This window comes from Vibrio sp. RE86, from assembly GCF_013114545.1.
Taxonomy (GTDB): domain Bacteria; phylum Pseudomonadota; class Gammaproteobacteria; order Enterobacterales; family Vibrionaceae; genus Vibrio.
The window spans coordinates 59,869-84,842 of the sequence record NZ_VTXI01000004.1; the positions used below are offsets into that span (position 1 = coordinate 59,869).

Genomic DNA, 24,974 nt, shown 5'->3' on the forward strand with positions numbered 1-24,974 from the left:
GCGTCAGAGTCCACCCTCTGACGCTGAATACTTTTTATCACATCGTAGACTGACAGAACTCCGCTACTTTCTGTCTTAATGATTGTTTGTGGTCTTCACTAATAAAGCTCGCTGAAATGGCATTTTGTGTGAATTGCACTAACTCTTGATAACTCAACTGGTGACTCTGCGCAACCGCAACGAAGTTATCGGTCATATACCCGCCAAAGTACGCCGGATCATCGGAATTAATCGTAATACATAAGCCACGGCGAAGTAGCTCAACCAAGTTGTGATCAGACATATCTTCAAACACTTTCAGTTTGGTATTTGAGAGTGGGCAAACCGTCAAAGGCATTTGACTTTCAGCCAGTAGCTGCAAGAGATTTTCATCGTCTGAGCAACGCACTCCATGATCTACTCGGCTTACTTTGAGTAGCTCTAAGCTTTTGTAAATATTACTTGCGGGCCCTTCTTCACCCGCATGAGCCACAGTCAAAAATCCCTCTTCAATGGCTTTTTCAAACACTCGCTGGAATTTTTCAGGTGGATGACCGACTTCTGATGAGTCCAGACCAACACCAATGATTTTATCTTTATGAGACAAGGCCTCGAACAAGGTATCAAACGCACTCTCTTCATCGAGGTGGCGTAAGAAGCACATGATAATTTGGCTGCTGATCCCGAGTTGATCGCGCCCATCTTCTAATGCTCGATGAATGCCGTTTATCACTGTCGAGAAGGCAATGCCTCGTTCGGTGTGTGTCTGAGGATCAAAGAAAATCTCAGTATGAATCACATTATCTTGCTGACAACGAAGTAAATAAGCCCAAGTTAGATCGTAAAAGTCTTGCTCGCGGATCAGTACGTTCGCCCCTTGATAGTAGATATCAAGAAACGACTGAAGGTTACTGAACTGGTAGGCTTCTTTCACTTCATCAGGCGTCAAAAATGGCAATGAGATTTGATTACGCTGAGCCAGTTCAAACATCATTTCAGGCTCTAGTGACCCTTCAATATGTAAATGCAGCTCAACTTTGGGCATCTGTTGGATAAAAGTGGTTTGATTCACGCTTGCGTCTCCATTCAAATGATTGGTTCTAGCAAACGCTTTTCTCTAGAAAAGTTTCGGACATACAAAGAGAAAAGCGCTATGCACTTAACTCTTCGTAATCTGAAATTAACGGTTTCAGGTAGAGACTCCCACACCCTATCAGTGGGATTATACGAAGATCGCAAAGCTCGAAAGCTAAACGATTGCGCGCATTATATTCAGACTTTATTGGCTGTTGCAACTTCGCGCTTGGGGTTAAGTCTAGACCAATATGAAACTAAGAGAGATAGTTTTTTTCAAACACGCCGGGCGGCATCTGCTTGATTTGAAACTCAATCATCTGATTAAAAGCCTCAAGGAGTGGAGAAAAATCACGGCTTGGTTCTAACAGCGTTAAGATATGAAACCCGGCTTCAACCGTAGAGAGGCTGTTATCGCTAGGCGCTTTTCGAATGCGGTAGTTACCTTGTAAGTTCTCAGGTAAACGAATTAAAGACAAAGAGTGCAGATTGACCGATAGCTGCCACATTTTGTAGGCTTTTTTCCACGTTCCGTCGAGTAGAATGATTCGCACTTTTTCACCTTCAGACACGCGTGCCGCCACACTCTGGTGCGATATTGCTTCTTCTCCGGGGTAAAGAACGAAATGCTGGTAAGAATCGTCATCAAGCAGCTGGTTAAGCTTGTCATCGGCAGTAAAGTCTTCACCAACAAAACAGTAACTGTTAGCAAGGGATAGGTTGAGAATTCGCGCTGTCCCCATCGGACGATTCGTCTCGCTGTGATGTTGGAGGATGATCAGCTCAACATTCGATGTTAGGCTTTGTATCCACTCACAAATACACGCTTTGAGTGATTTTCCACATTGAGAACAGTATCGGGACATAGTGTGCGCTTATTTCTATTGTTGATCGCAGTCAGCGTTACTTGCTTAGCTTTGCAATTTGAGCCAATGGCTTCGCTGGTTAATTGGCATCGCTACCTAATTTTAGACGGCCAATGGTGGCGCATCCTATCAGGAAACTTTACCCATACCAACTTTGCCCACCTTGGAATGAACTTAGCAGGGCTTTGGGTCATCAGCTACATCTTTAAACCGAGTGAGAGAACATTGCTTGCCTTACTGCTTACCATTGGGGTGTCTGTTGGGCTGCTTAACTTCTTGAGTGACATGAAGGGTTACGTTGGGCTGTCAGGTCTACTACACGGATTATTCGCTTACTTTGCACTGCAAGAGAGTTTAAACGGACGTAAAAGTAGTTGGCTACTGGTTTTAGGGGTCATAGCTAAGGTAACTTGGGAGATGACTGTTGGCGCTTCACAATCCACTAGCGATTTGATTAATGCGCGAGTTGCGGTTGAAGCTCACCTGTTTGGCGTAGTGTCTGGTTTTGCATTGGCTTTGTTTTACAAGTTTGCTTCTAACTATACAAAAAAGTAACCACTTTCTTGCACGTTAAGTGCGTATTTCAACGTATTACTTACACTCATTCCGGCCGATAATTGACTATTTAATAGATATTTTACTAGACGAAATATCATAAAATTTGGTTAACTATACACAAAGGATTTATATTTATGCAATGAAATGCAAATAGAGAACAAAAGCTTCTACTCTAGATTAACTCAAAGCCCCTACCTCGCGGGTATCTGCCATGTTTTTATTCGGCTACTCCCGATATCGATTATTTCAGCCTTTTTATTGCTGCTTTCTAACGGCGTAGATCTGCTGGGCTATGACCAGTTAAGCCGCTCAATGCAATCCGCCACTGCTCTGGTCTCTCAGCTTTTCCCTATTCTGCTGATTACGTTCTATTCACAGACTATCGCAAGTTTTAAACACCAGCTCAAAGAGGGTGTGATCATCTCGTCTTTGGTCAGTTACTTCCTTGTCTGCTTGCAGTGGGATCTGATTTCGAGCGACATGATTGTTCCACCAAATACCTTTTTAGCCATCTGCATTCCTATCGCCGTTAGTTTCGTTCAACAAAAGCTGAGTCGTTTTAATGTTAAAGCCGATAAGTCGCTTCCCTCGGTGGTTGAATCGTCATTGCAGTTAGTTGTCCAATGCATCGCGACTGTCCTTTGTGTTGTTTTTATCAGCACAGTCCTAAACCATCTGACGCTGCGCTATATCCCTTTTAACTCTTTGTTGCCCGAGCTTGATCCGAACTCTCTGGTTGATGCTGTGCTTTATGAACTCGTGCGAAATCTATTATGGTCAGTGGGTATCAATGGACACGTTATTTTTTCAGCTTACAAAACCGAAATCTATCAACTGACCGAGCAAAGCCTCGCCGCGTATCATCAATTCGGCCATGAACTGCCTATTTTTACCTCTAACTTTTTTGACTTCTACAGCGGAATGGGCGGCGCGGGGAACACCTTTAGTTTAGTGCTTTGCATGCTGTTCTTTGCCAAAAACGTCATGTACCGAAAATTGGCTCTCGCCGTGTTCGTTCTTAGCTTGTTCAATATTAACGAGCCGGTGATTTATGGGCTGCCGATTATGTTTAACCCTATTATGATCCTGCCCTTCATTGTGACGCCCATTGTCGGTCTTATCATCGCTTACGTCGCCACTACTATTGGTTTGGTTCCCCCGATTTCAGAGTTAATGAGCTGGCTCACCCCTCCTTTGGTTGGTGGTTATGTCGGGACTGGCTCAATAGCGGGAATGGCACTTCAGGCAGTGATTCTGGCCGTAGGTATGATGATCTATTTGCCATTCTTCACCAAGATGGAGAAGCTTGGCAGTGATTCGGTTATCACACCTAAGCTCAACTCAGAACGCATGTTCGCGACACCTGAGGCTTACTCATTTGAACACAATCGTACTGTGGTGCCGCAACTGGAAATGAAGACACAATCTCAGCGAGTTGTCTCTGAACTTCAGGAGTCCGGCAAATTTGTTCTCTTTTACCAGCCACAGGTCGACATCAAAACGGGGCGAATCGTCTCTTTTGAAGCCCTGCTGCGTCACCAAGGTCATGATGGGCGCATTACTCCTCCGCACTTCATTGATGATTTTGCCAACTTAGGCTTACTCGCCAATCTTGATATGTGGGTGATTCAAGAGGCACTCGACAACTATCAGCACTATTCATTACAAGAAGGGCAAAAGATCTCAATCAATATCTCACCTGAAACCTTCTTAGTGACTCACTTTGCCTCCACTCTCATTCAAATGGTCGAAGCAAGCGAATTAGATGCGAAAAATCTGGAACTGGAGATCACCGAAGAACTCTTAATTAAGGATGAAACCGCGACTCAAGAAGTGCTGACGCAATTAAAAGGGTATGGTATTTCAATTGCTCTGGACGACTTTGGCTCTGGCTACTCATCTATCGGGTACCTCGCAAAATTTGAATTCGATAAGGTCAAGATTGATCGCTCATTGGTGATGAACTCCGCGACCACTCGTGGAAGAAAGCTTTTGGATCTAACCTATCAGATAGCGGCAACAAGTTGCTCCCAAGTGGTTGTTGAAGGGGTAGAAAATGAAAATGAACTCAACCTCGCACGCCAACTTGGCATACAGTTCATCCAAGGCTTTTACTTTTTTAAGCCTCAGCCGTTGGCGAAATTGCCCAACCTACTAACTTGTGAATTAAATAATTAGGTTGATGTTAGTCGGTAAAGGGCTCAGAATGGCGCCCTTTTCTGGGAGAGCCACTACGGGTTCACCCTCTGCATACTTAACTGAGAATCATATATGGGTTTTACCTCTTTAGGCCTTTCTGCACCAATCCTTAAAGCTATTGAAGAACAAGGCTATGACACGCCATCTCCTATTCAGGAACAAGCAATTCCTGCTGTTTTAGCGGGAAGAGATGTGATGGCAGCCGCGCAGACAGGTACAGGTAAAACTGCTGGCTTTACGCTTCCTATTCTTGAGCGTCTGGATAAGGGCAAACATGTGAAAGGCAACCATGTACGCGCTTTGGTACTAACGCCAACACGTGAGCTTGCTGCGCAGGTTCAGGAGAACGTATTCAAGTACAGCCGTCACCAACGCTTAACGTCGCAGGTTGTATTCGGCGGCGTTAAAGTCAACCCACAAATGATGAAGCTTCGTAAAGGTTGTGACGTTTTGGTGGCGACACCGGGTCGTCTACTCGACCTTTATCAGCAAAACGCAGTGAAGTTTGATCAACTTGAAGTGCTGGTACTGGACGAAGCTGACCGTATGTTAGATATGGGCTTTATCCGTGATATCCGTAAGATCCTTAACATTCTGCCAAAACAGCGTCAGAATCTGCTATTTTCAGCGACTTTCTCACCTGAGATTCGTGAACTTGCCAAAGGTTTAGTCAACGACCCTGTTGAAGTCTCCGTAAGTAAAGAGAACTCGACAGCGGTGACTATCGAGCAGGTGATTTACCCTGCTGATAAGCGTAAGAAAGCGCCAATGCTGGTCAAGCTGATTAAAGACGGTGATTGGAAACAGGTTCTGGTTTTCTGTAAGACGAAACACGGCGCAAACCGCCTCTCATTCTTCCTAGAAAAAGAAGGCATTACCTCGGCGCCTATTCACGGCAACAAGAGCCAAGGTGCTCGAACTCGCGCTTTAGCGGACTTTAAGTCTGGTGATGTACGTGTGCTCGTTGCAACCGATATCGCAGCTCGTGGTATCGACATTCCTCAGCTTCCGCAAGTTGTTAACTTCGACTTACCTAAAGTGTCTGAAGATTACGTTCACCGCATTGGTCGTACTGGCCGCGCTGGTGAGCCGGGTCATGCAATCTCACTGGTTGAAGTGGATGAAGCAGGTGAGCTGTTTGGTATTGAGCGTTTAATCCAACAAGTTCTACCTCGCTTAGAGCTTGAAGGTTACAAACCAGTCAATGAACTGCCGGAATCTAAGCTAGATACTCGCCCTATCAAGCCAAAGAAACCTAAAAAGCCGAAAAAGCCAAAGACAGATCATGCTGATGGTCAGCGTTCTGGCGATAATGCTCGTGGCAATAAACCTGCAGGAAAGAACAAACGCCACTTTGGTCACAGTAAACCAAACGGTGACAACAAAGGTAACGGCGGTCAGGCAAAACGCAAACCGGTTGGCGGAAAACCAAAGAGCAATAACGGTGGGAACAGTGGTAATGGCCAGCAGCGCCGTAAACCTGCGAATCGCAAGCCAAGCGCCTAATCTCTTTGCATCATAATGTCTATTAAGCCTCACATTCGTGGGGCTTTTGTTTATCTAACGTTCATGCGTCCGCTATGCCTAATTAATCAATTGAACAGCATCAAACTCTGAATAGAAATCGTTAGCGGTTTTGGAATTCGAGCGTAAAATATTTACTGCACCTTTCCAATATTACCCAAGGTATTATGAAAAAGTACGAAGAGTTAGTCCAAGATATCGTAAGTAAAGTTTGCCAAGGGGCAATAGCGGTTAAACTCCCTTCCGAACGAGAGCTCGCTGAAAAATATGAATTATCAAGATTCTCTGTTCGAAAAGCATTATCTAAACTCGAAGCGATCGGAATAGTTAAATCAAAAATGGGTTCTGGCTATTTCGTTAACACTTCTATTATCGGCACGCCTTTAATTTATAACTCAGTGACAGAGAATAAATTTGGAGAGATCGCTTATAGAAAGTTAAAACTCAATAAACGCTTACCGACTCCCCATGAAATGCAAGTATTTTCAATTAAAGAAGATGAATACCTTTGGCATATAAAACGGCTTAGACTAATTCACGGGAAAGTCACTCAAATAGAGGAGACTCGTCTCCCTGTACGAATATTCCCTAAAGTTGATGAGAAGATCATTGAAAGCTCTTTGCAAAAATACGTACTTTCATTAGGTTTAGAAATCGACAGTTATCTCACGACGTATAGAGCCATCAATCTGTCTAAGGAAGACTCCGATCTATTGAGCTGTAAGCGTTCTCATGCGGCTATGAACATTACCAATCGCGGGTTTCTGAAGTCAGGTGAAGTGTTTGTTGTGAGCGATATTATTGATATCGACTACCAGTGTACTTACCACACACAGTTTAATTCCGAGAGTCTTAATTACAGAGATGAAAACGGCCGCTAACTGCGGCCGTTTATTTATTATGGGGTGTGAATACTGCCGTCAGGTAAGCGGCTTTGAGTCCACTCATGAGGGCGATATTCAACTGGAAAATCTCTCGCAGCAGTCACGTCCATTTCAACGCCAATCCCACTCTTTTCTGAAGCATACAAATAGCCATTCTTCGGCTCTGCAGCATTAGGGAATACACGCTTGGTATTGGCTTTATACTCGACGTGCTCCTGAATTGCAGCATTATGTAGATGCACATTGAGGTGTGTATTTACTGCGGCACCAATTGGCGTCATATCAGGCGGGCAATGCCAAGCGATGCGAACGCCAAAGTTTGCGCATAGATGGCCAAGCTTCAACGCTGGCGTAATACCGCCGATTTGAGAGACATGGCAACGAATAAAGTCTATGCGACGATTAGCTATCAGTGATTTCCACTCTTCAGGGTTGTTAAACAATTCACCTAATGCAAGCGACGTCGATGTTTGACTGCGTATGTTGTCCAACCATTCTGTTTGGTTTGGCGGCAGAATATCTTCGATAAAGTATGGTGAATACTTCTCGACCTCTTTAGCAAACTGAATCGCTTGATTTGGAAATAGCCTTTCATGAACATCATGTAAAATATGGAATGACTTGCCATACTTTTCACGCAGCTGCTTAAACATCTCTAGCGTATTGTCCATGTACTGATCTTGGTCGTAGTAGGAACCCTCTGTTGGCTGATCAGCTGTATGGATATTTTCAGGCACACCACCGTAAAAACCAAGCTGACAACGGATATGTTTATACCCTTGCGCCAGATATTTATCGACTTGTGCATACAACCCTTCCATCGTGTCACTAGTCGCATGGGTATAAACTTGAATTGCGTTTCGCGATTTACCACCAAACAATTGATGTAAGGGCATATTTGCGAGTTTAGACTTTATATCCCAAAGTGCCATATCGACACCAGACACAGCATTATTAATGACTGGTCCATTACGCCAATATGAATTAACCATCATCATTTGCCAAAGATCTTCAATATTATTTGCATCTTTACCAATTAATAACGGTTTTAAATATTCATCAACCATAGTTTTTACTGCTAATGGTCTTTGCTGGAAGGTCGCACAACCAAAACCAGTTACACCAGAATCAGTCTCGACAATAACTGTAATTAGGTTATGTCTATCTGGTTTAGTAATGATGCACTCTATATTTGAAATCGTATTTTTGTTCACTTTGAACTATCTCTGGCTATCTGGAATTATTTTATATAACAGCGAAAAAATGCAGATTTCAAGGGCTAAATTATGCTTAAATTTAACTGGTTCGTTCCTGTTTTGATTTAAGATAGAAAAACGAACCAATTGGTAAAAATAGGCCAAAATTAATTTTCTAGCCGTTTTAATGTGAGTTCAGTCACTGTTTTCTCGATTGGATAAAAACGCTCAACCGCTAAGATGAGCGCAGTAAATGAGCAGACAAGCACATGGGAAAGTATGATGCAATTGACCGAAACGAACATGGCTATTGGCGACGTACCGCCAGAAAAAGCAGACAGCTTCAGCATGAAACTACATGATTTAGTCGCAGCACTTGGCGGCAAAGAAAACATCGCAAACATCACGCACTGTATGACACGACTGCGTTTTAAGCTTGTGGATGAATCAAAAGCAAACAAAGAAAAACTCGAAGCTATCCAAGGCGTTAAAGGCGTGGTTCTGGCTCAAGGCCAGACTCAGGTTATCATCGGTGTCGATGTTGAAAAGTGGTACTTAGCTCTTTCTGGCGCAAGTGCGGCACCAGAAGATGCAGAGATCCCACAAGAGAAAGGCAAGCTATTCCAAAACGCGATGCGTATCGTAGCGGGTATCTTTGGTCCTGTCGTACCAGCGATTGCCGGTGCGGGTATGTTGATGGGTCTCTTATCTGGCCTTATCGCAACCAACGTGATTTCAGAATCCTCAGATACCGTTTTCTTCTTCCGCTCAATCTCGGTTGCTGTGTTCTTCTTCCTACCAATGCTGGTGTCGTTCTCAGCAGCGAAGGTGTTCAAGGTAAATGAATACATTGCGCTAGCGGTTGCAGCAGCAATGATGTCACCAAAACTTCTAGAAAAAGCGACACTACTTAGTGAAGCAGGTGATAAAGCAGAACTTCAAGTCTTTGGCATGTTGCCAATTGAACTTCTAAATTACGGCGGCGCAATCGTGCCTGCGATTCTTGCGGTGTGGGTACTGTCTAAAATCACCCCTATGGTAGATAAGTTAGTTCCTGCTTCTGCCAAACCAGTATTCACTCCGCTACTTGCGTTCACGGTAACGTCAACAGTAGTGCTTTCTCTGGTTGCTCCAGCAGGTATGTGGCTGAGTAACGGTGCAGGCTGGGTGGTGAGTTCACTACTTGAGATTTCACCAACGCTGACTGGCTTTATCTTCGGCCTAACACGTCCAATTACGATTGTGTTTGGTATCCACCACAGCATGACACCTATCAGCTTGAACAACTTTGCCCTATACGGAAAAGATCTCCTGATGCCTATTATGTGTCTGGGTAACCTCGCTATCGCCGGTGCAACAATGGCAATCTGGTACAAGCAACGTAACAGCGTCTCTAAAGAGCAATCTTCAGTAACGGTAGGTTCTGGTGTAACGGCAATCCTTGGTATTACTGAACCGGCACTTTTCGGTACCCTAACTAAGTACACAAAAGCACTATTTATGGCGAGCCTAGCTACCGGTATTGTTGGCGCAATCTCAGTCACGATTGATACTCACCTAACCAGTTACATTCTGTCTTCTGTTTTCAGTCTGCCTGCTTATCTTGCAAGTGGTACTCAAAACTTTATTCAAGCGGTGTTAGGTGTGTGCGGAGTGTTTATTCTTTCATTTGCTTTAACGACGGCATTCGTGCGAGTCGACAATAAATAGCAACACCCAATAAAGGCTTACTAGGTTCATTTAGTAAGCCTTTACTGTTTTGGCTAACTCGACTGACGAACGGGTCGATTAAGCGCTGATAACTGGCTCAACTTTGTAAGTCACAATTTTTGGCTGATTTGCACTCATGTCTACAACCCACTCTTCATTGACAAGTACATTGATAGACTCACCTTGCGTTGTTTCCGCAATCAAGCGAACTCTAAGTTCAGCGACTTGTTGTCCTTCTCGCTCATGAACCGTGATCTGCTCTAACACATGTTCACAATTTGGCTTAAAAGCATCACGTAGGAATGCGTACCAATCATTAAACCCTGCAATCCCTTTGAACTCACCTTCTGGCACAGTAATCACTACATCGTTACGCAACATTGCATGGAATGGACCTGAGTCTTCTTCTAGTTTGTCCATTTTTTCAAACCAGCGTTTTACTAAAGCGGTAACTTTGACTTGTGGTGACTCAAGCAAATGGTTGATTTGATTACTCAAACGCTCTGCATGCTCTACAGCTTTCGCTTCAACGCCTTTTTGAGTGTTGTACACTCCAGGAATATAGACCATGCCATTGGTGTAGATTGGCTTTTGGTAGTTCATTCCAGCTAGGTAAGCGGTTTGCTGTATTGGGTATAACAATTGCTCGACAGTAAAGTGGTTGTAACCCAGCGGGTCATAAGACTCAGTAGGCCCACCAATAGTTGTAGAGATGATAAATGCTTTCCCTTTTAGCTTGTCGCCCTCTGGCCCGTAAGAGAAGTTAAATGCCATCACATCATCAATCCACTTCTTCAGTAGTGCTGGCACTGAGTACCAGTAGAATGGAAACTGAAGCACAATCACATCCGCATCCAGTAGCGCATTCTGTTCTTGCTCAACATTGATTTGATAATCAGGATACAGTTCATCAAGGCGGCGAACATCAATACTCTCTATCTGCTCATTTAGCGTCTCAAGAATCACTTTATTTGTGTACGAAGACTCAAGATTTGGATGACCTGAAATAACGACGACTTTGCTCATGTTTAGCTCCTACTCAATACTCTTTGGATAACGCGACACTGCGTATCGGATGTGAGTACTTTAGTCTTGTTTATTCATCACTTGTAGATCTGTAAATTTTACTTTTTAATTAGGTTAAACCTAACAATAGATAAGTGCTGTATGAAAGGAACCACCTATAGCCAACTGCAAGTGTTTCAGACCATTGTTCAAGAAGGCAGTATTCGCGCTGCGGCTAGAAAACTTGAGATGGCGGCGCCATCCGTGAGTCAGTCACTTAAGTTGTTAGAGAGTAATATCGGACTCACTCTGTTCAATAGAACCACCCGAAAGATTGAATTAACCGACGCGGGTCGATTGCTGCACGAGCGCACTGCCAAGGCGATGGATTCCCTCAGCTATGCATTGGAAAGTGTTCAAGAACTGACAGAAGAACCAAGTGGCAAGCTGCGCATTACTCTGCCAAAGTTTGTCTACAATACTTACTTCAAGCGCATTTTTGCCGATTTCTGTCGCCAATACCCTCAAATTGAGTTTGAGATTTCTATCTCAGATGCCTCTTTGGACATAGTGAAGGAAGGCATCGACCTAGGGATTCGATTCGGCAGTATTCTTGAGGAAGGTATGGTGGCCAAAAAGCTCACCGAGCCAATGCAAGAGGCATTGTTCGCATCCCCAGAATACCTGAAGCATTACGGTACACCGAGCGCGCTTGAAGATCTAAGCCAGCACAAACTGATCCAGTACCGCTTTATTACCTCCAACAAATACGCACAACTCAATTTGATCGAAGACGGTCAACAAATCCGTGTCGAAATACCCTACGGCCTTGTCGTCAATGATACCGATTTAATGGTTGATGCCGCTAAACAAGGGCTCGGTATTGGTCGCCTCGTCTTGCCATCTTTGAAAAAGGAACTGGAGAGTGGAGAACTACTTCCCGTGCTTGAAAGTAAGTGGCCAACCTACCCCGGTCTTTACCTCTACTTCAGTCGCAACAGTCAGAAAGTAAAACGAGTACGCGTATTGATTGACTATCTTGTTGATCATTTCGACCTTGATGAAAACTAGGTGTCACCAAGCTAGATAGATAGATGATTAGATAAAAGAAGCCCCCGTGACTAACGGGGGCTCAATACTTTTCAGTAAGGGGGGAGGACTACTTTATTAGTATTTCTTTAGAATCTCAGCAATCGCTGATTTGTTCTCTGCACTAATGATAGCGTCGATGTCATCATCATTTTGAAACAGCTCAGACAAAGCAACAATCGTTTGAATATGGCTGTCTGAATCTAGCGCAGCCAAAGTGACAGAGAAAAACACATTGCCATTATCTTCTGACTCCAAATCCACACCATGTTTAAATACTGTGATTTGCAGAGATGCTTCATTTACACCGTCTTCAGGGCGAGCATGAGGCATCGCGATTTTCGGAGCCAGTACATAATATGCACCGATTTCTTTGTGTTTCTGCTTAATCGCCTTTAGGTAAGTCGCTTCCACTTTGCCCTGCTCGATAAGCTTTGAGCAAGTGATATCAAGTGCGTTGTCTACCGTTAAGTTTTGTTCGTTTGAGATAACAATGTTATCGCCAATCAGATTCATAATGCTCATGATACTAACCATCCTAGAATCAGGCCAACCACACCAAAGTCGAAGTCAGCGAATGTTGTTGCTTCAAGACCTAAGCCACCAAGAACAGGAAGAAGAAGCATTGGTAGGAACGAGATACACAGACCTTGTGTGAACGAACCTAGAATCGCACCACGTAGACCACCGGTTGCGTTACCGTAAACACCTGCTGCACCGCCCACAAAGAAGTGAGGAACAACGCCTGCGACAATAATCGTCCAGTCAAACATGCCTTGAATACCCATCGCTACTAAACCTGCAGCAAACGATGATAGGAAGCCAATAAGTACCGCATTTGGCGCAACTGGGAATACCATTGGGCAGTCTAGTGCTGGTTTTGCACCTGGTACTAGCTTGTCAGAGATACCTTTAAACGCTGGAACAATTTCTGCGATTAGCATCTTCACGCCTTGCAGTACGATGTAAACACCACCCGCAAAAACCAAAGACTGCATGAAGGTAAAGACTACCCAGTTCTGACCTCCAGAAACCGTTTCAACAAACTCGCCACCCGCGATGATAGAAGCAAACATAAAGAAGATTGCCATGGTTGTCGCAACCGCAACGGGTGTGTCACGTAGGAACATTAGGCTCTTAGGTACATTGATGTCTTCCGTTGTTTTCGACGTATCACCAAACTTGCTACCGATGTAACCAGATACTAGGTAAGAGAACGTTGAGAAGTGACCCATTGCTAGCTGGTCAGTACCCATTACTTTCTCAGTATATTTCTGAGCAAGTGCAGGCATGATCACCATCAGAGAACCAACAATAACAGAACCCATTGCCACTAATACTGTGCCTTGAATACCCGCTGTAGATAGGATTACAGCGACTAGCATAGACATGAACATCGTGTGGTGACCCGTTAAGAAAATATATTTTAACGGAGTAAAACGAGCCAAAAGAATATTTACTACGAACGCAAAGAACATAATCAGTGCCATTTCGTAGCCAAATGCTTCTTGCGCTAATGCTACGATGGCTTCGTTATTTGGAATAACACCGCTTACACCAAATGCTTCTGTAAATACTGTTGAAAAATGATTTAGGGCACCAACAAGTGCACCCGCACCGAAACCTAAAATTAGGAAACCCATTACGGTTTTAATCGTGCCTTTTAATATGGTTGAAATATCTGCTTTTTGTGCAATCAAACCTATAAAAGCAATTAAACCAACCATGATTGCTGGCTCTTTTAATAAGCCAAGCATGAACTCAAAGAAATTAGCCATATTCTACTTCCTTACATGAAAGTTTTTAATTGTTCTTCAATTGACGCTTTATCAAAAATATTTGCAAGGCTTACAATGTTTGTTTTACCCGCTTCTGAAAGTTGGTTTGCAACGTCTGTAGCAGCAACCCAGATATCAGCAGTGCTTGATGCTGCTGACGATAAATCTTCGTGGTCAACGTCTGCTTCTAGGCCAATTTTCTTTGCAACTTCTTTTACTGCCATTTCCATCATTAGTGATGTGCCAAGACCGTTACCACATACAACCATAATCTTTTTCATAATACATTTCTCTGTAGGGTTTTAATCAGGAAACTCTGTTTGTTTCCGTTTATTTGTTGATTGGAATAATATCCAAATAACCCCAAAACAGAATAGATCACCATCACAAAACCAAAATGACCTCGTGACGGAGATCACGCATATAGAAGTTTAAAACACATAATTTATCACTAACACCTCGAAAGGAGTAGCGATAAAAAAGTATGTTTTGAATAAGTGTATAACAGGGAAGGATAAAGTGTGATCTGACGTTATGAATTCAGTCAAATAGTAATTTTTATTATTTTCCGTAGTCGGTAAGCATTTTCTTCAAAAGACTATTAACGTCTTTAGTTTTCTTATTTCTTTTTGTTAGAGCACTTAAAGAGGTTGGCATTTCTGGCTTAGGAACTTCAGTTTCGTCTTCAATTCTATCTCGTAGTTTTTGAACAGCAGGAAGTAACATACGAATTTCTTCACCCGCTTCATTTTCTAATACCACAATATTTTCAGACTCAACCTGCATGATGGTTAAAATCCCGTGTTTTAGCGATTCTACTTTTTCTCCGACCATAGAAGACTGCGGAGGAACAGAGCGATCTGGAACTTGCCCACTACGAAGTTTCGCTGCGGTAATTGCACGAATATTACCGGTATTTTCGAAGGCAACAATCACAGTATGAGTGTTGTAATATTCAATGACTTGAACGTAGCCATGTTTTTTTGTTTCAAATCGAGCACCTATTTGCATATCGTGTGGTGCTTCTTGTTTTTTAATTAACATCCAGTGTACCTGGTACAGGTTGTACTATCTGACATATCAGAAGTATATACCTAACAAAGCCTATTATAAACGACTGTTCTACTCACAGAACACGCAATTCAAATCACGAATACCTGAACACATCGATATTATTTTCCAGTTCTTATAAAAATGCCCACCAAGTGGTGGGCATTGAATCATGCAGTCATGATCAGTTACACAATCGGTCGTTGGCCGCGATCAATCAACTTCATCAGAACACTGTCTGCCGCTTCTCCTGCAATACCTGCAAGTTTTGAAGTCAGCTTTTTCTTCTCAACGTAGTGAATCGCTAGAACCGTTTTCTCTTTACACGCTTCAACAACTAAGTCGTCCGAAGTTTTGATCTCATCAACTAAGCCTAGCTCATGCGCTTGAGTACCGAACCAGTGTTCACCCGTCGCAACCTTATCAAGTTCAAGCTCAGGGCGACGCTCACGGATGAAGTCTTTGAATAGGCCGTGTGTCTCTTCTAGCTCTTGCTTGAACTTGTCACGCGCCTTATCTGTATTTTCACCAAACATGGTCAAGGTACGTTTATACTCACCTGCTGTCAGCTGCTCATACTCAATATCGTACTTTTTCAGCACTTTGTTGAAGTTTGGTAGCTGGGCAATCACACCAATCGATCCAACAATCGCAAATGGCGCAGACACAATTTTATCGGCAATACATGCCATCATATAGCCACCACTTGCTGCCACTTTATCGACAGAGATGGTCAGTGGAAGTTTCGCTGCTTTGATACGATCAAGCTGAGAAGATGCAAGGCCGTAACCATGAACCATGCCACCACCAGACTCTAAACGTAACAAGACTTCATCGCCTTCACGAGCAACAGCAAGAATAGCCGTCACCTCTTCACGCAGTGACGCGACTTCTTTTGCATCAATGCTGCCTTTGAAATCTAGAACAAATAGGTGCGGTTCACGTTGGCTATCAAGATCGCCTTCTTTAGAGGCTTTCTTGATCTCTTTTTCGCGAGCTTTATTTTTCTCTTTCTGTTCTTTCTTTTCTGCTTTATCACGCGCTTTAATGAATGAATCATCGTGCAGATGATGCTCTAACTGCTCAACCGTCTGCTTGTGTTGCTCAGTAAGGTTGGTAATTTCCAATTCACCTTTAGCTGCACCGCTTTTACCACCCGCTGCTTTAGCAATAATTAAAATCGCAATCACTGCGACCACGACAGTCACAATCTTGGCTAAAAACAGCCCGTAGTCCAACAAAAATTCCAATGTGATATCCCCTAATGTGCGAATTAGTGTATTGTAACCGTCTTGTCACGAAGACTTAAAGTAGAACATCAAAAAAGGATACACATCGTGGATTATGCTGTTTCATCAGATGCCTTGAAAGGTAAAGTCATTCTGGTTACTGGCGCTGGTGCTGGTATTGGTAAGCAAGCCGCTCTCTCTTATGCCGAGCATGGTGCAACCGTGATTTTGCTTGGTCGTACAGTGAAAAAACTCGAACAAACCTACGACGAAATTGAAGCAGCGGGCTACCCGCAACCGGCAATTATCCCGCTCGATATGAAAGGGGCAACCAAGCAGAACTATTTGGATATGGTTGACACTATCCAAGGTCAATTTGGTCGTCTTGATGGTGTACTACACAATGCAAGTTTGCTTGGCGTGATCAGCCCGTTTGACCAAATCGGTGAAGACACCTTTGATGACATCATGCAAGTTAACGTCAAAGCGCAATTCTTGATGACACAAGCCGTCCTACCACTTCTACACAAGTCTGAAGATGCTCGTATCATTTTCACTTCTTCTACTGTGGGTCATAGTGGCCGTGCTTTTTGGGGCACCTACGCCATGTCTAAGTTTGCCACTGAAGGTATGATGCAGATCCTAGCGGATGAGCTAAGCGACACCACAATTCGTGTCAACGCGATTAACCCAGGTGCAACCCGTACAGGTATGCGCGCGAAAGCTTACCCTGCAGAAGATGCAGAGCTGCTAAAAACACCGCAAGATATCATGCCACTGTACCTTTACTTAATGGCGCCAGAAGGTCAAAGCGTCAATGGCGAATGTATTGACGCACAACCAAAAAAGTAACGACTAAACACCTTACTTTTTAATTAAAAAATTCAACGCCTTGCCCTCTTGAACAAAGAGTACAAGGCGTTTTTTTATCCATTCAGCTTTCCGCCCTCTTGCCCATCAAGAATAACAATATATACTGTATGTATATACAGGTATCTTGTTATGTATGAATTAATCGAACATCTTAAACAGAAACAATGGCTTTGGTCTGGAGTACAAACTCAAGAACACCATGATCACTTCACCACCGGCTTTGATCTTCTTGATCAAAAGCTTGATGGTGGCTTTCCAAAACATGGCGTGGTTGAGCTACAAGGATCATCTGGCATCGGCGAATTGAGACTACTGCTGCCACATCTAAAAAACACCAGTCAGGAACGGCTCTCTGTCTTCATTCAGCCTCCAGGCTACTTGTGCGCTCAGCACCTAACCGATGCAGGGCTGGATAATAATAAGATTCTATTGATACAACCTAATAACGCTAAAGAAGCCTTATGGGCCGCTGAGCAGTGCTTACGCAGCGGTGCGTGTAGCAATGTTCTACTTTGGCATTCCGAACTGGAAGTCCACCAAGCAAGACGCCTTCAGGTGGCCAGTGAGCGAGGCAATGCTCTGCATTTTTTATTTAAGACCGAGCAAAAGTGTGTCTTCTCTTTACCTGTCAATCTAAGCATGACGCTGCTTCCTCACCCTTTGGGACTCGAAGTGACCATTACAAAACGCAAAGGGGGCTGGCCTCAGGGAAGCTTTATTCTTGATATGAGTGCGACTTGGCCAAGCTTAACGCTAAAACCAGCGGCACACGTTGTGGTTCCTTTCCCTATCCGCCGACAAGGTTAACGATGCAGAGCTGGATCTATCTTCATTTCCCGACTCTGCAATTGGACGGTTTGTTTGCCGAGCAAAAGGATCTGCCTTTAGCGATCGTCGATTCCAAGCGTTTCAAGGTCGTACAACGTAACCTTGTCGCCCAAGAGCAAGGCATTGAGCTCGGTATGGGGCTTGGCAGTGCAAGTGCGCTTTGCCACCAACTCCAAGTTCACCCTTATGATGAAAGTGTCGAGCAACAATCTCTGCTCAATATTGCTCAATGGCTCTATGTCGTAACCTCTGACATCTGCCTCTTTCCACCACAAGGTATTCTACTGAAAGTGACAGACATGCTATCGCTCTACGGAGGGCTAGAAGCCTACTGGCAGCGCGTATCTAATCACTTAAATACGCTAGGGTTTCAATACTACTACTCCATTGGTTTTTCCCCTTATTCCGCTATGTTGCTCGCGAAGTCCAATGCCAAACTGCTCTCGCTAGAAAAAGAGCACATTACCCAAGCCATTCAGAGCTTTCCGTTAATTGCGACGGAGCTTGAGCTCAAAAAAGTCGAACAGCTTCAGCGTGTGGGTATTCAGACACTGCAAGACTTGTTAGCCATTCCAATGCAAGAGGTAGCTCGACGTTTCGATATTGACTTAGTCAACTACATTGGTCGATTGATGGGGCAATTTAAACACCCTATCGACTTCTATCATCCGCCAGAATGTTTTGAGAGCTACCAAGAACTTCTCTTTGATATTGAGAATATTCAATGGCTCGAAAAGCCTTTAAGTAAGTTGCTCCATAAATTGGAGCTGTTTCTGACTCTACGAAATCAAGTCGGTTATGAATTAGAACTCGTTCTCCACCAGCGAGATAAAGAGGACAGCTCCATCCAGTTTTATTCAGCCAGTGGTGACTACTTTGCCGACCGTTGGATGGTTCTGTGCCAGTTATCTTTGGAATCCATCAAGCTAGAAGCGCCAGTGCAAGGGCTCACTCTACGCATGGTGCGCGGCGGTGAACTTGAGTCAACCAGCTCTGACCTATTCAACGGTATGCAAGGGGAGCAAACAGAGCTTGAATTGATCGGTATGCTCCAAGCGAAATTAGGCAAAGCACAAGTAAGAAAAGTCGCCCATAGTCATGATCCTCGCCCCGAAAAGGCCACGTTTTTGTGCGACCCAACCTTGCCTATTCCTAGAACAACCAGCGGGCATAAATTAAGGCCAAGTTTTATGTTGCCCTACCCGGAACCATTAACCGATAAAGTCTCTTTAATCCAAGGCCCCGAACGGTTTGTGACGGGTTGGTGGGACGGTGACGACATGACTCGCGACTACTTTATCGCTCAAAGCAACCAAGGTCGCTGGCTATGGGTTTTCCGTAATCAAGATAAGCAGTGGTTCGTCCACGGATTGTTTAGTTAGTTGGAGGCACCATGGCTTACGCTGAACTTTTTTGCCAAAGTAACTTCTCTTTTCTCACTGGAGCCTCCCATGCGGAAGAACTGATCTTGCAGGCTGACTTTCTCCGCTATCACTCATTGGCCATCACCGATGAGTGCTCGGTGGCAGGCGTAGTGAGAGCCTACAGCGCCAGTCAAAGCCACCAGCTCAATGTCAAACTCATCATTGGCAGTATGTTTTGGCTCAATAATGAGTGCCAAGTTGTTTTGTTGTGCCCCAACCGAGAAGCCTACGCTGAGCTTTGTCGCATCATTACCAATGCCAGACGACGCTCAGAGAAAGGTCAATATCAACTGTCGGAATGGGATTTAATGTCGATTCGTCACTGCTTGGTGATTTGGTTGCCATGTCACCAAGAGAGTGATTCAAAATGGGGGCACTGGCTCGCTCAACACCACCAGCACAGATTGTGGGTAGGCATTCAACGTCACTTAAAAGACGACGACAAACAATACCTTGACCACTGCCAAACGCTTGCAAACAACATTCAGCTACCGATCACTGCCTGTGGTGGTGTACTGATGCACACCGCGACACGTCTGCCTTTGCAACACACTTTAACGGCTATCCAGCATGGTTGCAGCGTCAATGAATTAGGTGAGCAACTACTTACTAACACCGAACGCAGCTTACGTAGCCAAGAGAAACTCACCAAACTGTTTAAGCCAGAGTGGCTAACAGAGAGTGTGGCAATTGCTGAAAGGTGCACCTTCAGCTTAGGGGATCTTCAATATGAGTACCCAAGTGAACTTGTGCCTGATGGTTACAGCCCTATGAGCTATCTAAGAGAGTTAGTCGAGAAAGGCAAATCCTTACGTTTTCCTGAAGGGGTGCCTGCCGAAATTCAGCACACCATCGATAAAGAGCTGACCTTAATTGAAGAGCTCAACTATCCGTTCTATTTTTTGACGATTCATGACATCGTCATGTTTGCCAAGCGTCAGCATATTCTTTACCAAGGCCGAGGCTCTGCCGCTAACTCGGTCGTTTGTTACTGCTTGGAGATCACCTCTGTTGACCCTCGCCAAATCTCAGTGTTGTTTGAAAGATTCATCAGTAAAGAGCGAGATGAGCCGCCTGATATTGATGTCGACTTTGAACACGAACGCCGTGAAGAGGTGATCCAATACATCTATCAAAAATATGGTCGTGAACGCGCTGCATTAGCTGCCACGGTGATCTCTTATCGCTTTAAAAGTGCGATTCGTGATGTGGGTAAAGCACTCGGGATTGAAGAGAGCCAACTCGATTACTTTATCAAAAACGTTAATCGCCGCGATCGCTCTCAAGGGTGGCAAGGGCAGATTGTCGAGCTCGGTCTACAACCTGATTCACTCAAAGGTGAGCAGTTTATCGCTTTGGTTAACGATATTATGGGCTTTCCTCGCCATTTGTCTCAACACGTTGGCGGGTTCATAATCGCTGCAGGGCCACTCTATGAACTCGTTCCCGTTGAGAATGCCTCGATGGCCGACCGCACTGTCATTCAGTGGGACAAAGATGATTTAGAGTCACTCAAGCTGCTCAAGGTCGATGTGCTTGCCCTTGGTATGCTAACGGCCATCCGTAAATGCTTTGATTTGGTTGAGAAGCTTTACAACCACAAACTTTCCATCGCCGAAATCACCCGACGACAGGATGACCCTGACGTCTATAGGATGATCCAACACGCTGATACGGTTGGCGTTTTTCAGATTGAATCGCGCGCTCAAATGAGCATGTTGCCACGGCTAAAACCCGCGACTTACTATGACTTGGTGATTCAAATCGCGATTGTTCGTCCCGGCCCTATTCAAGGGGACATGGTGCACCCTTTCCTAAAACGCCGTAATGGTGAAGAACAGGTTGATTACCCATCGGAAGAAGTGCGTAGTGTATTAGAACGCACTCTCGGCGTGCCTATCTTCCAAGAGCAAGTGATTAAAATTGCTATGGTCGCTGCTGGCTTTACTGGGGGCGAAGCCGATCAACTGCGCCGAGCAATGGCGGCTTGGAAGAAGAATGGCGATTTGGTGAAATTTAAAACCAAGCTTGTCGAAGGCATGCTAAATCGTGGCTACCAGTTGGAATTTGCAGAACGTATTTTTGAGCAAATTCTGGGCTTTGGTGAATACGGGTTTCCTGAAAGTCACTCCGCCTCTTTTGCAGTGCTCGCCTACTGCTCTGCTTGGCTAAAATACTATTACCCTGAGGCTTTCTATACTTCACTGCTTAACAGTTTGCCTATGGGCTTTTACAGCGCCTCACAACTCGTACAAGATGCACGTCGCCACGGAGTAACGGTATTACCTATTTGCGTTAATGACTCACTCTACGATCACCAAGTCATCCATGTGCAAGGCAAGCTAGCCATACGTTTAGGGTTAAGACAGATAAAAGGGTTTAGCTTACAAAGTGTTAAACAACTACTCCATGCTCGTCCTAAAAATGGGTTCACACACACTCAGCAACTCAAACACATTGGTTTGAATCGACGTGATATAGAACTGCTTGCTTCCGCCAATGCGATGCATCAACTCAGCAATAACCGCTATCAAACTCGCTGGGCAATGATGGATTCACTGTCAGATCTGCCACTATTTGAACATGTAGAGGATCAACAGACGCAGATGATTGGCAACCCGAGTGACAGCCAAACCTTGCTGGAAGATTACGCATCTACCGGGTTATCACTGGCTAAACACCCAATCACTCTTCTCGATGAGGCAGGAGTCTTAGGTCGCTTTACCCGAATGCGCGACCTGTCAGCGAAAGAGCACCAGTCATTAGTCACGGTGACAGGCGTAGTGACAGGCAAACAATCCCCGGGAACAGCAGCAGGCGTCACCTTCTTCACTCTAGAAGATGATACGGGCAATATTAATGTCGTGGTTTGGAAAGCAACCGCAAGAGCGCAAAAGTCGGCGTATCTGACGGCGAAGATATTGCAGGTCAAAGGCATTCTGGAAAAAGAGGGGCAAGTACACCACGTCATCGCAGGGCGACTGATTGATATGACCGATAAACTACAAGGGCTGGACAGCAAATCACGCGACTTTCATTAGGGTCTGTTCGCCCTAATCGATAGACAAAGAAAAAGGGAAGCCGTAGCTCCCCTTCGTGTTTACTAATGACAAACTATAACTTGCCTTCAGCTTCCATACTTCTTTTCTTATATTCCCTATATAGCAACATACACAAGGTCATAACAACCTTAGACGTGAACCATATCATGAATAAGATCTACCTTTAAAAAGACTGACGAAAAGTTAATTTTCAGTAGCTCTGTTACTTCAAACGATTAGAAATAACACTAATAATATAGCATCTGAATGAATTATCGTCACTACCTATAAAATGGTAGGATATTTTATCGATTCAACACCTGTCTTAGACGATCCTGTGCTACCTGAACGAGTAAATCTGGTTGGAACTTCGAAATAAAACGATCGCAGCCAACTTTTTTCACCATTGCATCATTGAAACTGCCACTCAACGAAGTGTTCAACGTTACATAAAGATCTTTCATTCTCGGGTCGTTACGTACTTCATAAGTCAGCTTATAACCATCCATTTCAGGCATCTCGGCATCGGTGATCATTAGCAGCAATTCTTCCGTTACATTCTTACCTTCATCACACCAACCTTTAAGTAGTTTCAGTGCTTCTAGGCCATCACGACACTCAATAATATTCAACCCAAGTTGAGATAAGGTGCCACGAACCTGAGATCGCGCAGTCGATGAGTCATCAACAATCAGAACATTGCGCCCGACCATCTCATTCGCTAACGCCTCATCAAGCACACCTTCAGAAATGGAAATATCGTAGTCAATAATTTGTGCGAGCACTTTCTCGACATCAATAATTTCAACAATATTAAGCTGGTCAGCATCTTTAACATGAGTGATTGCCGTCAGGTAGTTAGCACGCCCTGCGGTCTTCGGTGGAGGCTGAATCTCAGTCCAAGCGGTATTAACGATGTTACGAACTTGACCAACTAAGAACCCTTGAACGGAACGGTTATATTCCGTAATGATCAAGTTCTCTTCGTAGTCCTCTATGCGTGATGGCGGAAAGCCAATCGCCGCTCGCAAGTCTATCACTGGTACCGAAACGCCACGTAGTGACGCTACACCGACAATGTGATGGTGTGAACCTGGCATCTTAGTCAGAGGAGGAACTTTGATCACTTCACGGACTTTAAAGACATTAATGGCGAAGATCTGTCTGCTGTTTAAGCTAAACAACAACAACTCTAAGCGGTTTTCACCCACTAGATTTGTGCGCTGATCAACGGTATTTAAAACTCCAGACATACTACTTCTCGTCCACTGTGGATACTGTAAAAATAGTCTATAGCAAGACTAAGATAAAAATAAACCCATATATCTCTCAAGACTATATGGGTTTACTCTGAAATCAAATAGATTTGTATTGCTTTACCCTTCAATCACCTTCATTAACAATAGACCATCGTATAGCGCTTGCTTAATCAGTGCTGCACCAGGCATGGTTGCTTGTTTGTAGAAACGCGACTCCACCAGCTCTAGATCTTGGTGGTAAACAGGTAAGCTTTGTTCTTCAATGCAGGTTCTAATCGCTGGGTACAAAATGTCTTTTGCTTGGTTAATCGCACCACCAATCAAGACTTTCTCTGGGTTAAACAGATTAATGACGATTGAAATTGCAGAGCCCAGATAACGCCCAAGCTTCTCGATCACATCTACGGCTAATGGGTCACCATTCGCAGCTGCTTCACAGATATCTTCGACTGAAATCTCTTCAATATCAGACAGCGATGATTCTTCACCATTAGCAAGACGTTCACTTACTTCATTACGAATTGCCTGTGAACTTGCGACTGTCTCTAAACATCCTCGATTACCACAGTGGCAAGGCTTCCCGTTCGGATCTATTTGGATATGACCTAGCTCGCCGATATTGCCATGACGACCTTGTAACACACGCCCATCTAAAACAATGCCTGCACCTAAACCATGGTGGATTGAGATAAGTACCGAGTTTTCATTCTCTTGCGAATGACCAAACAGCTTTTCAGCCAGTGCCCATGCTCGCGTATCATTGGCAATGAAAACAGGCAAGCCAGTCGCTTTGTAAATCTCAGGGCCTAGCGGCAGGTTCTCAACATTGTAGTGTGGCATTTGTAACACCACACCCTGCTCTGAGTTCACAAGGCCTGGCAGAGTAATCGCGATACTGGTCACACGATCAAGCTGCTCAGTATAGGTTTGGAAGAATTCGTCAATTTCATGAAGCAAACGCGCCAGAACGTCTTCTTGGTCAACTTCGTGGATATCTATTTTGGTGTCGATCAGGACATCACCGCCCAATTCGTGCAGTGCAATGGTCAAATAACCACGGCCTAAACGCATAGAGAGAAATTGCCACCCTTCGTTGTTGACTTGCAAACCGACAGCAGGACGCCCACGACTGGTCGCTTCCTGAACGGTCGTTTCATGAATGAGATGTGCCTCGATCAACTCTCGGGTAATTTTGGTGATACTCGCGGGCGCAAGTTCACTCTGCTTCGAGAGATCGATTCGAGAAATAGGGCCTTTTTGATCAATGAGTTTATATACACGGCCAGCATTGACCTGCTTGATATGATCAATATGGCCAGGTTGAGCCATGTACATTGAGTGCTCCAGATATCAACAACCTGGTAATTTTTTTACTTTGCGAAGTAATTGTGAAGAAGTTTTATATATC

21 protein-coding genes and 1 riboswitch are annotated in these 24,974 nt (G+C 44.3%); of the genes, 10 read left to right on the forward strand and 11 right to left on the reverse strand.

Features of this window, described 5'->3' with window-relative positions:
- Positions 1-37 precede the first annotated feature (37 nt).
- Positions 38-1,051, reverse strand: coding sequence for an adenosine deaminase (locus F0231_RS05485; protein WP_171758715.1), 1,014 nt, complete (start codon positions 1,049-1,051; stop codon positions 38-40).
- A 78-nt stretch (positions 1,052-1,129) separates the two neighbouring features.
- A riboswitch (purine riboswitch) is annotated at positions 1,130-1,229 on the reverse strand.
- 81 nt (positions 1,230-1,310) lie between these two features.
- On the reverse strand, positions 1,311-1,919 hold the full coding sequence (locus F0231_RS05490; RefSeq protein ID WP_171758716.1) for a tRNA-uridine aminocarboxypropyltransferase: 609 nt from the start codon (positions 1,917-1,919) through the stop codon (positions 1,311-1,313).
- Positions 1,920-1,922: 3 nt separating this feature from the next.
- On the opposite strand from F0231_RS05490, the gene rrtA reads away from it, so the two are divergent.
- The 4 genes from rrtA to F0231_RS05510 all read left to right on the forward strand — a co-directional run bounded on the left by rrtA (position 1,923) and on the right by F0231_RS05510 (position 7,081).
- Positions 1,923-2,474 carry a rhombosortase gene (rrtA, locus tag F0231_RS05495; RefSeq protein WP_171758717.1) on the forward strand — a complete coding sequence of 184 codons (552 nt, stop codon included), beginning with the start codon at positions 1,923-1,925 and terminating at the stop codon, positions 2,472-2,474.
- Positions 2,475-2,621: 147 nt separating this feature from the next.
- On the forward strand, positions 2,622-4,655 hold the full coding sequence (locus F0231_RS05500) for an EAL domain-containing protein (RefSeq protein ID WP_171758718.1): 2,034 nt from the start codon (positions 2,622-2,624) through the stop codon (positions 4,653-4,655).
- 93 nt (positions 4,656-4,748) lie between these two features.
- A complete protein-coding gene (locus F0231_RS05505) occupies positions 4,749-6,182 on the forward strand; it encodes a DEAD/DEAH box helicase (RefSeq protein ID WP_171758719.1) in 1,434 nt (477 codons plus the stop codon).
- A 185-nt stretch (positions 6,183-6,367) separates the two neighbouring features.
- A complete protein-coding gene (locus F0231_RS05510) occupies positions 6,368-7,081 on the forward strand; it encodes a GntR family transcriptional regulator (protein ID WP_171758720.1) in 714 nt (237 codons plus the stop codon).
- Between the two features lie 17 nt (positions 7,082-7,098).
- On the opposite strand, the gene F0231_RS05515 is transcribed toward F0231_RS05510, so the two are convergent.
- On the reverse strand, positions 7,099-8,298 hold the full coding sequence (locus tag F0231_RS05515; RefSeq protein WP_171758721.1) for an enolase C-terminal domain-like protein: 1,200 nt from the start codon (positions 8,296-8,298) through the stop codon (positions 7,099-7,101).
- Positions 8,299-8,583: 285 nt separating this feature from the next.
- Here F0231_RS05515 and F0231_RS05520 point away from each other — a divergent pair, with 285 nt between their 5' ends.
- Entirely contained in the window at positions 8,584-9,990 is a 1,407-nt protein-coding gene (locus tag F0231_RS05520) for a PTS transporter subunit EIIC (RefSeq protein ID WP_253825735.1), read from the forward strand.
- Positions 9,991-10,068: 78 nt separating this feature from the next.
- Here the strand turns inward: F0231_RS05520 and F0231_RS05525 are convergent, their stop codons facing one another.
- Positions 10,069-11,016 (reverse strand): NAD(P)H-dependent oxidoreductase, encoded by a 948-nt coding sequence (locus F0231_RS05525; RefSeq protein ID WP_171758722.1) that lies wholly within the window; start codon positions 11,014-11,016, stop codon positions 10,069-10,071.
- A 141-nt stretch (positions 11,017-11,157) separates the two neighbouring features.
- Between F0231_RS05525 and F0231_RS05530 the strand changes: the two genes are divergently transcribed.
- The gene (locus F0231_RS05530; RefSeq protein ID WP_171758723.1) at positions 11,158-12,066 is read left to right on the forward strand and encodes a LysR family transcriptional regulator; all 909 of its coding nucleotides are present in this window, start codon (positions 11,158-11,160) and stop codon (positions 12,064-12,066) included.
- 96 nt (positions 12,067-12,162) lie between these two features.
- On the opposite strand, the gene F0231_RS05535 is transcribed toward F0231_RS05530, so the two are convergent.
- From F0231_RS05535 to sohB, 5 genes are all read right to left on the reverse strand, one after another.
- Entirely contained in the window at positions 12,163-12,609 is a 447-nt protein-coding gene (locus F0231_RS05535; protein WP_171758724.1) for a PTS sugar transporter subunit IIA, read from the reverse strand.
- Positions 12,606-13,862: a PTS ascorbate transporter subunit IIC gene (locus F0231_RS05540; RefSeq protein ID WP_171758725.1), complete on the reverse strand. Its 1,257-nt coding sequence runs from the start codon at positions 13,860-13,862 to the stop codon at positions 12,606-12,608. Before F0231_RS05540 ends, F0231_RS05535 begins: the two co-directional genes overlap by 4 nt.
- An 11-nt stretch (positions 13,863-13,873) precedes the next feature.
- Entirely contained in the window at positions 13,874-14,143 is a 270-nt protein-coding gene (locus F0231_RS05545; RefSeq protein ID WP_171758726.1) for a PTS sugar transporter subunit IIB, read from the reverse strand.
- Positions 14,144-14,423: 280 nt separating this feature from the next.
- Positions 14,424-14,906, reverse strand: coding sequence for a hypothetical protein (locus F0231_RS05550; RefSeq protein ID WP_171758727.1), 483 nt, complete (start codon positions 14,904-14,906; stop codon positions 14,424-14,426).
- Positions 14,907-15,100: 194 nt separating this feature from the next.
- A complete protein-coding gene (gene sohB, locus F0231_RS05555) occupies positions 15,101-16,162 on the reverse strand; it encodes a protease SohB (protein ID WP_171758728.1) in 1,062 nt (353 codons plus the stop codon).
- A gap of 87 nt (positions 16,163-16,249) precedes the next feature.
- Here sohB and F0231_RS05560 point away from each other — a divergent pair, with 87 nt between their 5' ends.
- From F0231_RS05560 to F0231_RS05575, 4 genes are all read left to right on the forward strand, one after another.
- Positions 16,250-16,993, forward strand: coding sequence for a YciK family oxidoreductase (locus F0231_RS05560; protein ID WP_171758729.1), 744 nt, complete (start codon positions 16,250-16,252; stop codon positions 16,991-16,993).
- A gap of 150 nt (positions 16,994-17,143) precedes the next feature.
- Positions 17,144-17,821, forward strand: a complete 678-nt coding sequence (gene imuA, locus F0231_RS05565) for a translesion DNA synthesis-associated protein ImuA (RefSeq protein ID WP_171758730.1) — start codon at positions 17,144-17,146, stop codon at positions 17,819-17,821.
- A gap of 2 nt (positions 17,822-17,823) precedes the next feature.
- Positions 17,824-19,224 (forward strand): DNA polymerase Y family protein, encoded by a 1,401-nt coding sequence (locus F0231_RS05570; protein WP_171758731.1) that lies wholly within the window; start codon positions 17,824-17,826, stop codon positions 19,222-19,224.
- Between the two features lie 11 nt (positions 19,225-19,235).
- On the forward strand, positions 19,236-22,307 hold the full coding sequence (locus tag F0231_RS05575; protein WP_171758732.1) for an error-prone DNA polymerase: 3,072 nt from the start codon (positions 19,236-19,238) through the stop codon (positions 22,305-22,307).
- Between the two features lie 305 nt (positions 22,308-22,612).
- On the opposite strand, the gene F0231_RS05580 is transcribed toward F0231_RS05575, so the two are convergent.
- The gene (locus F0231_RS05580; RefSeq protein ID WP_171758733.1) at positions 22,613-23,560 is read right to left on the reverse strand and encodes a chemotaxis protein CheV; all 948 of its coding nucleotides are present in this window, start codon (positions 23,558-23,560) and stop codon (positions 22,613-22,615) included.
- A 123-nt stretch (positions 23,561-23,683) separates the two neighbouring features.
- Positions 23,684-24,901 (reverse strand): ROK family protein, encoded by a 1,218-nt coding sequence (locus tag F0231_RS05585; protein WP_171758734.1) that lies wholly within the window; start codon positions 24,899-24,901, stop codon positions 23,684-23,686.
- Positions 24,902-24,974 lie beyond the last annotated feature (73 nt).

What these genes read in the sequence shown, in the direction of transcription:
- F0231_RS05550 (WP_171758727.1), bottom strand. Translation starts at nt 14,906, where the DNA reads ATGTTAATTAAAAAACAAGAAGCACCACACGATATGCAAATAGGTGCT.
- F0231_RS05580 (WP_171758733.1), bottom strand. Translation starts at nt 23,560, where the DNA reads ATGTCTGGAGTTTTAAATACCGTTGATCAGCGCACAAATCTAGTGGGT.
- F0231_RS05535 (WP_171758724.1), bottom strand. Translation starts at nt 12,609, where the DNA reads ATGAGCATTATGAATCTGATTGGCGATAACATTGTTATCTCAAACGAA.
- F0231_RS05500 (WP_171758718.1), top strand. Translation starts at nt 2,622, where the DNA reads ATGCAAATAGAGAACAAAAGCTTCTACTCTAGATTAACTCAAAGCCCC.
- imuA (WP_171758730.1), top strand. Translation starts at nt 17,144, where the DNA reads ATGTATGAATTAATCGAACATCTTAAACAGAAACAATGGCTTTGGTCT.
- F0231_RS05520 (WP_253825735.1), top strand. Translation starts at nt 8,584, where the DNA reads ATGGCTATTGGCGACGTACCGCCAGAAAAAGCAGACAGCTTCAGCATG.
- F0231_RS05530 (WP_171758723.1), top strand. Translation starts at nt 11,158, where the DNA reads ATGAAAGGAACCACCTATAGCCAACTGCAAGTGTTTCAGACCATTGTT.
- F0231_RS05525 (WP_171758722.1), bottom strand. Translation starts at nt 11,016, where the DNA reads ATGAGCAAAGTCGTCGTTATTTCAGGTCATCCAAATCTTGAGTCTTCG.
- F0231_RS05585 (WP_171758734.1), bottom strand. Translation starts at nt 24,901, where the DNA reads ATGTACATGGCTCAACCTGGCCATATTGATCATATCAAGCAGGTCAAT.
- F0231_RS05510 (WP_171758720.1), top strand. Translation starts at nt 6,368, where the DNA reads ATGAAAAAGTACGAAGAGTTAGTCCAAGATATCGTAAGTAAAGTTTGC.
- F0231_RS05505 (WP_171758719.1), top strand. Translation starts at nt 4,749, where the DNA reads ATGGGTTTTACCTCTTTAGGCCTTTCTGCACCAATCCTTAAAGCTATT.
- F0231_RS05570 (WP_171758731.1), top strand. Translation starts at nt 17,824, where the DNA reads ATGCAGAGCTGGATCTATCTTCATTTCCCGACTCTGCAATTGGACGGT.
- F0231_RS05490 (WP_171758716.1), bottom strand. Translation starts at nt 1,919, where the DNA reads ATGTCCCGATACTGTTCTCAATGTGGAAAATCACTCAAAGCGTGTATT.
- F0231_RS05540 (WP_171758725.1), bottom strand. Translation starts at nt 13,862, where the DNA reads ATGGCTAATTTCTTTGAGTTCATGCTTGGCTTATTAAAAGAGCCAGCA.
- F0231_RS05545 (WP_171758726.1), bottom strand. Translation starts at nt 14,143, where the DNA reads ATGAAAAAGATTATGGTTGTATGTGGTAACGGTCTTGGCACATCACTA.
- F0231_RS05575 (WP_171758732.1), top strand. Translation starts at nt 19,236, where the DNA reads ATGGCTTACGCTGAACTTTTTTGCCAAAGTAACTTCTCTTTTCTCACT.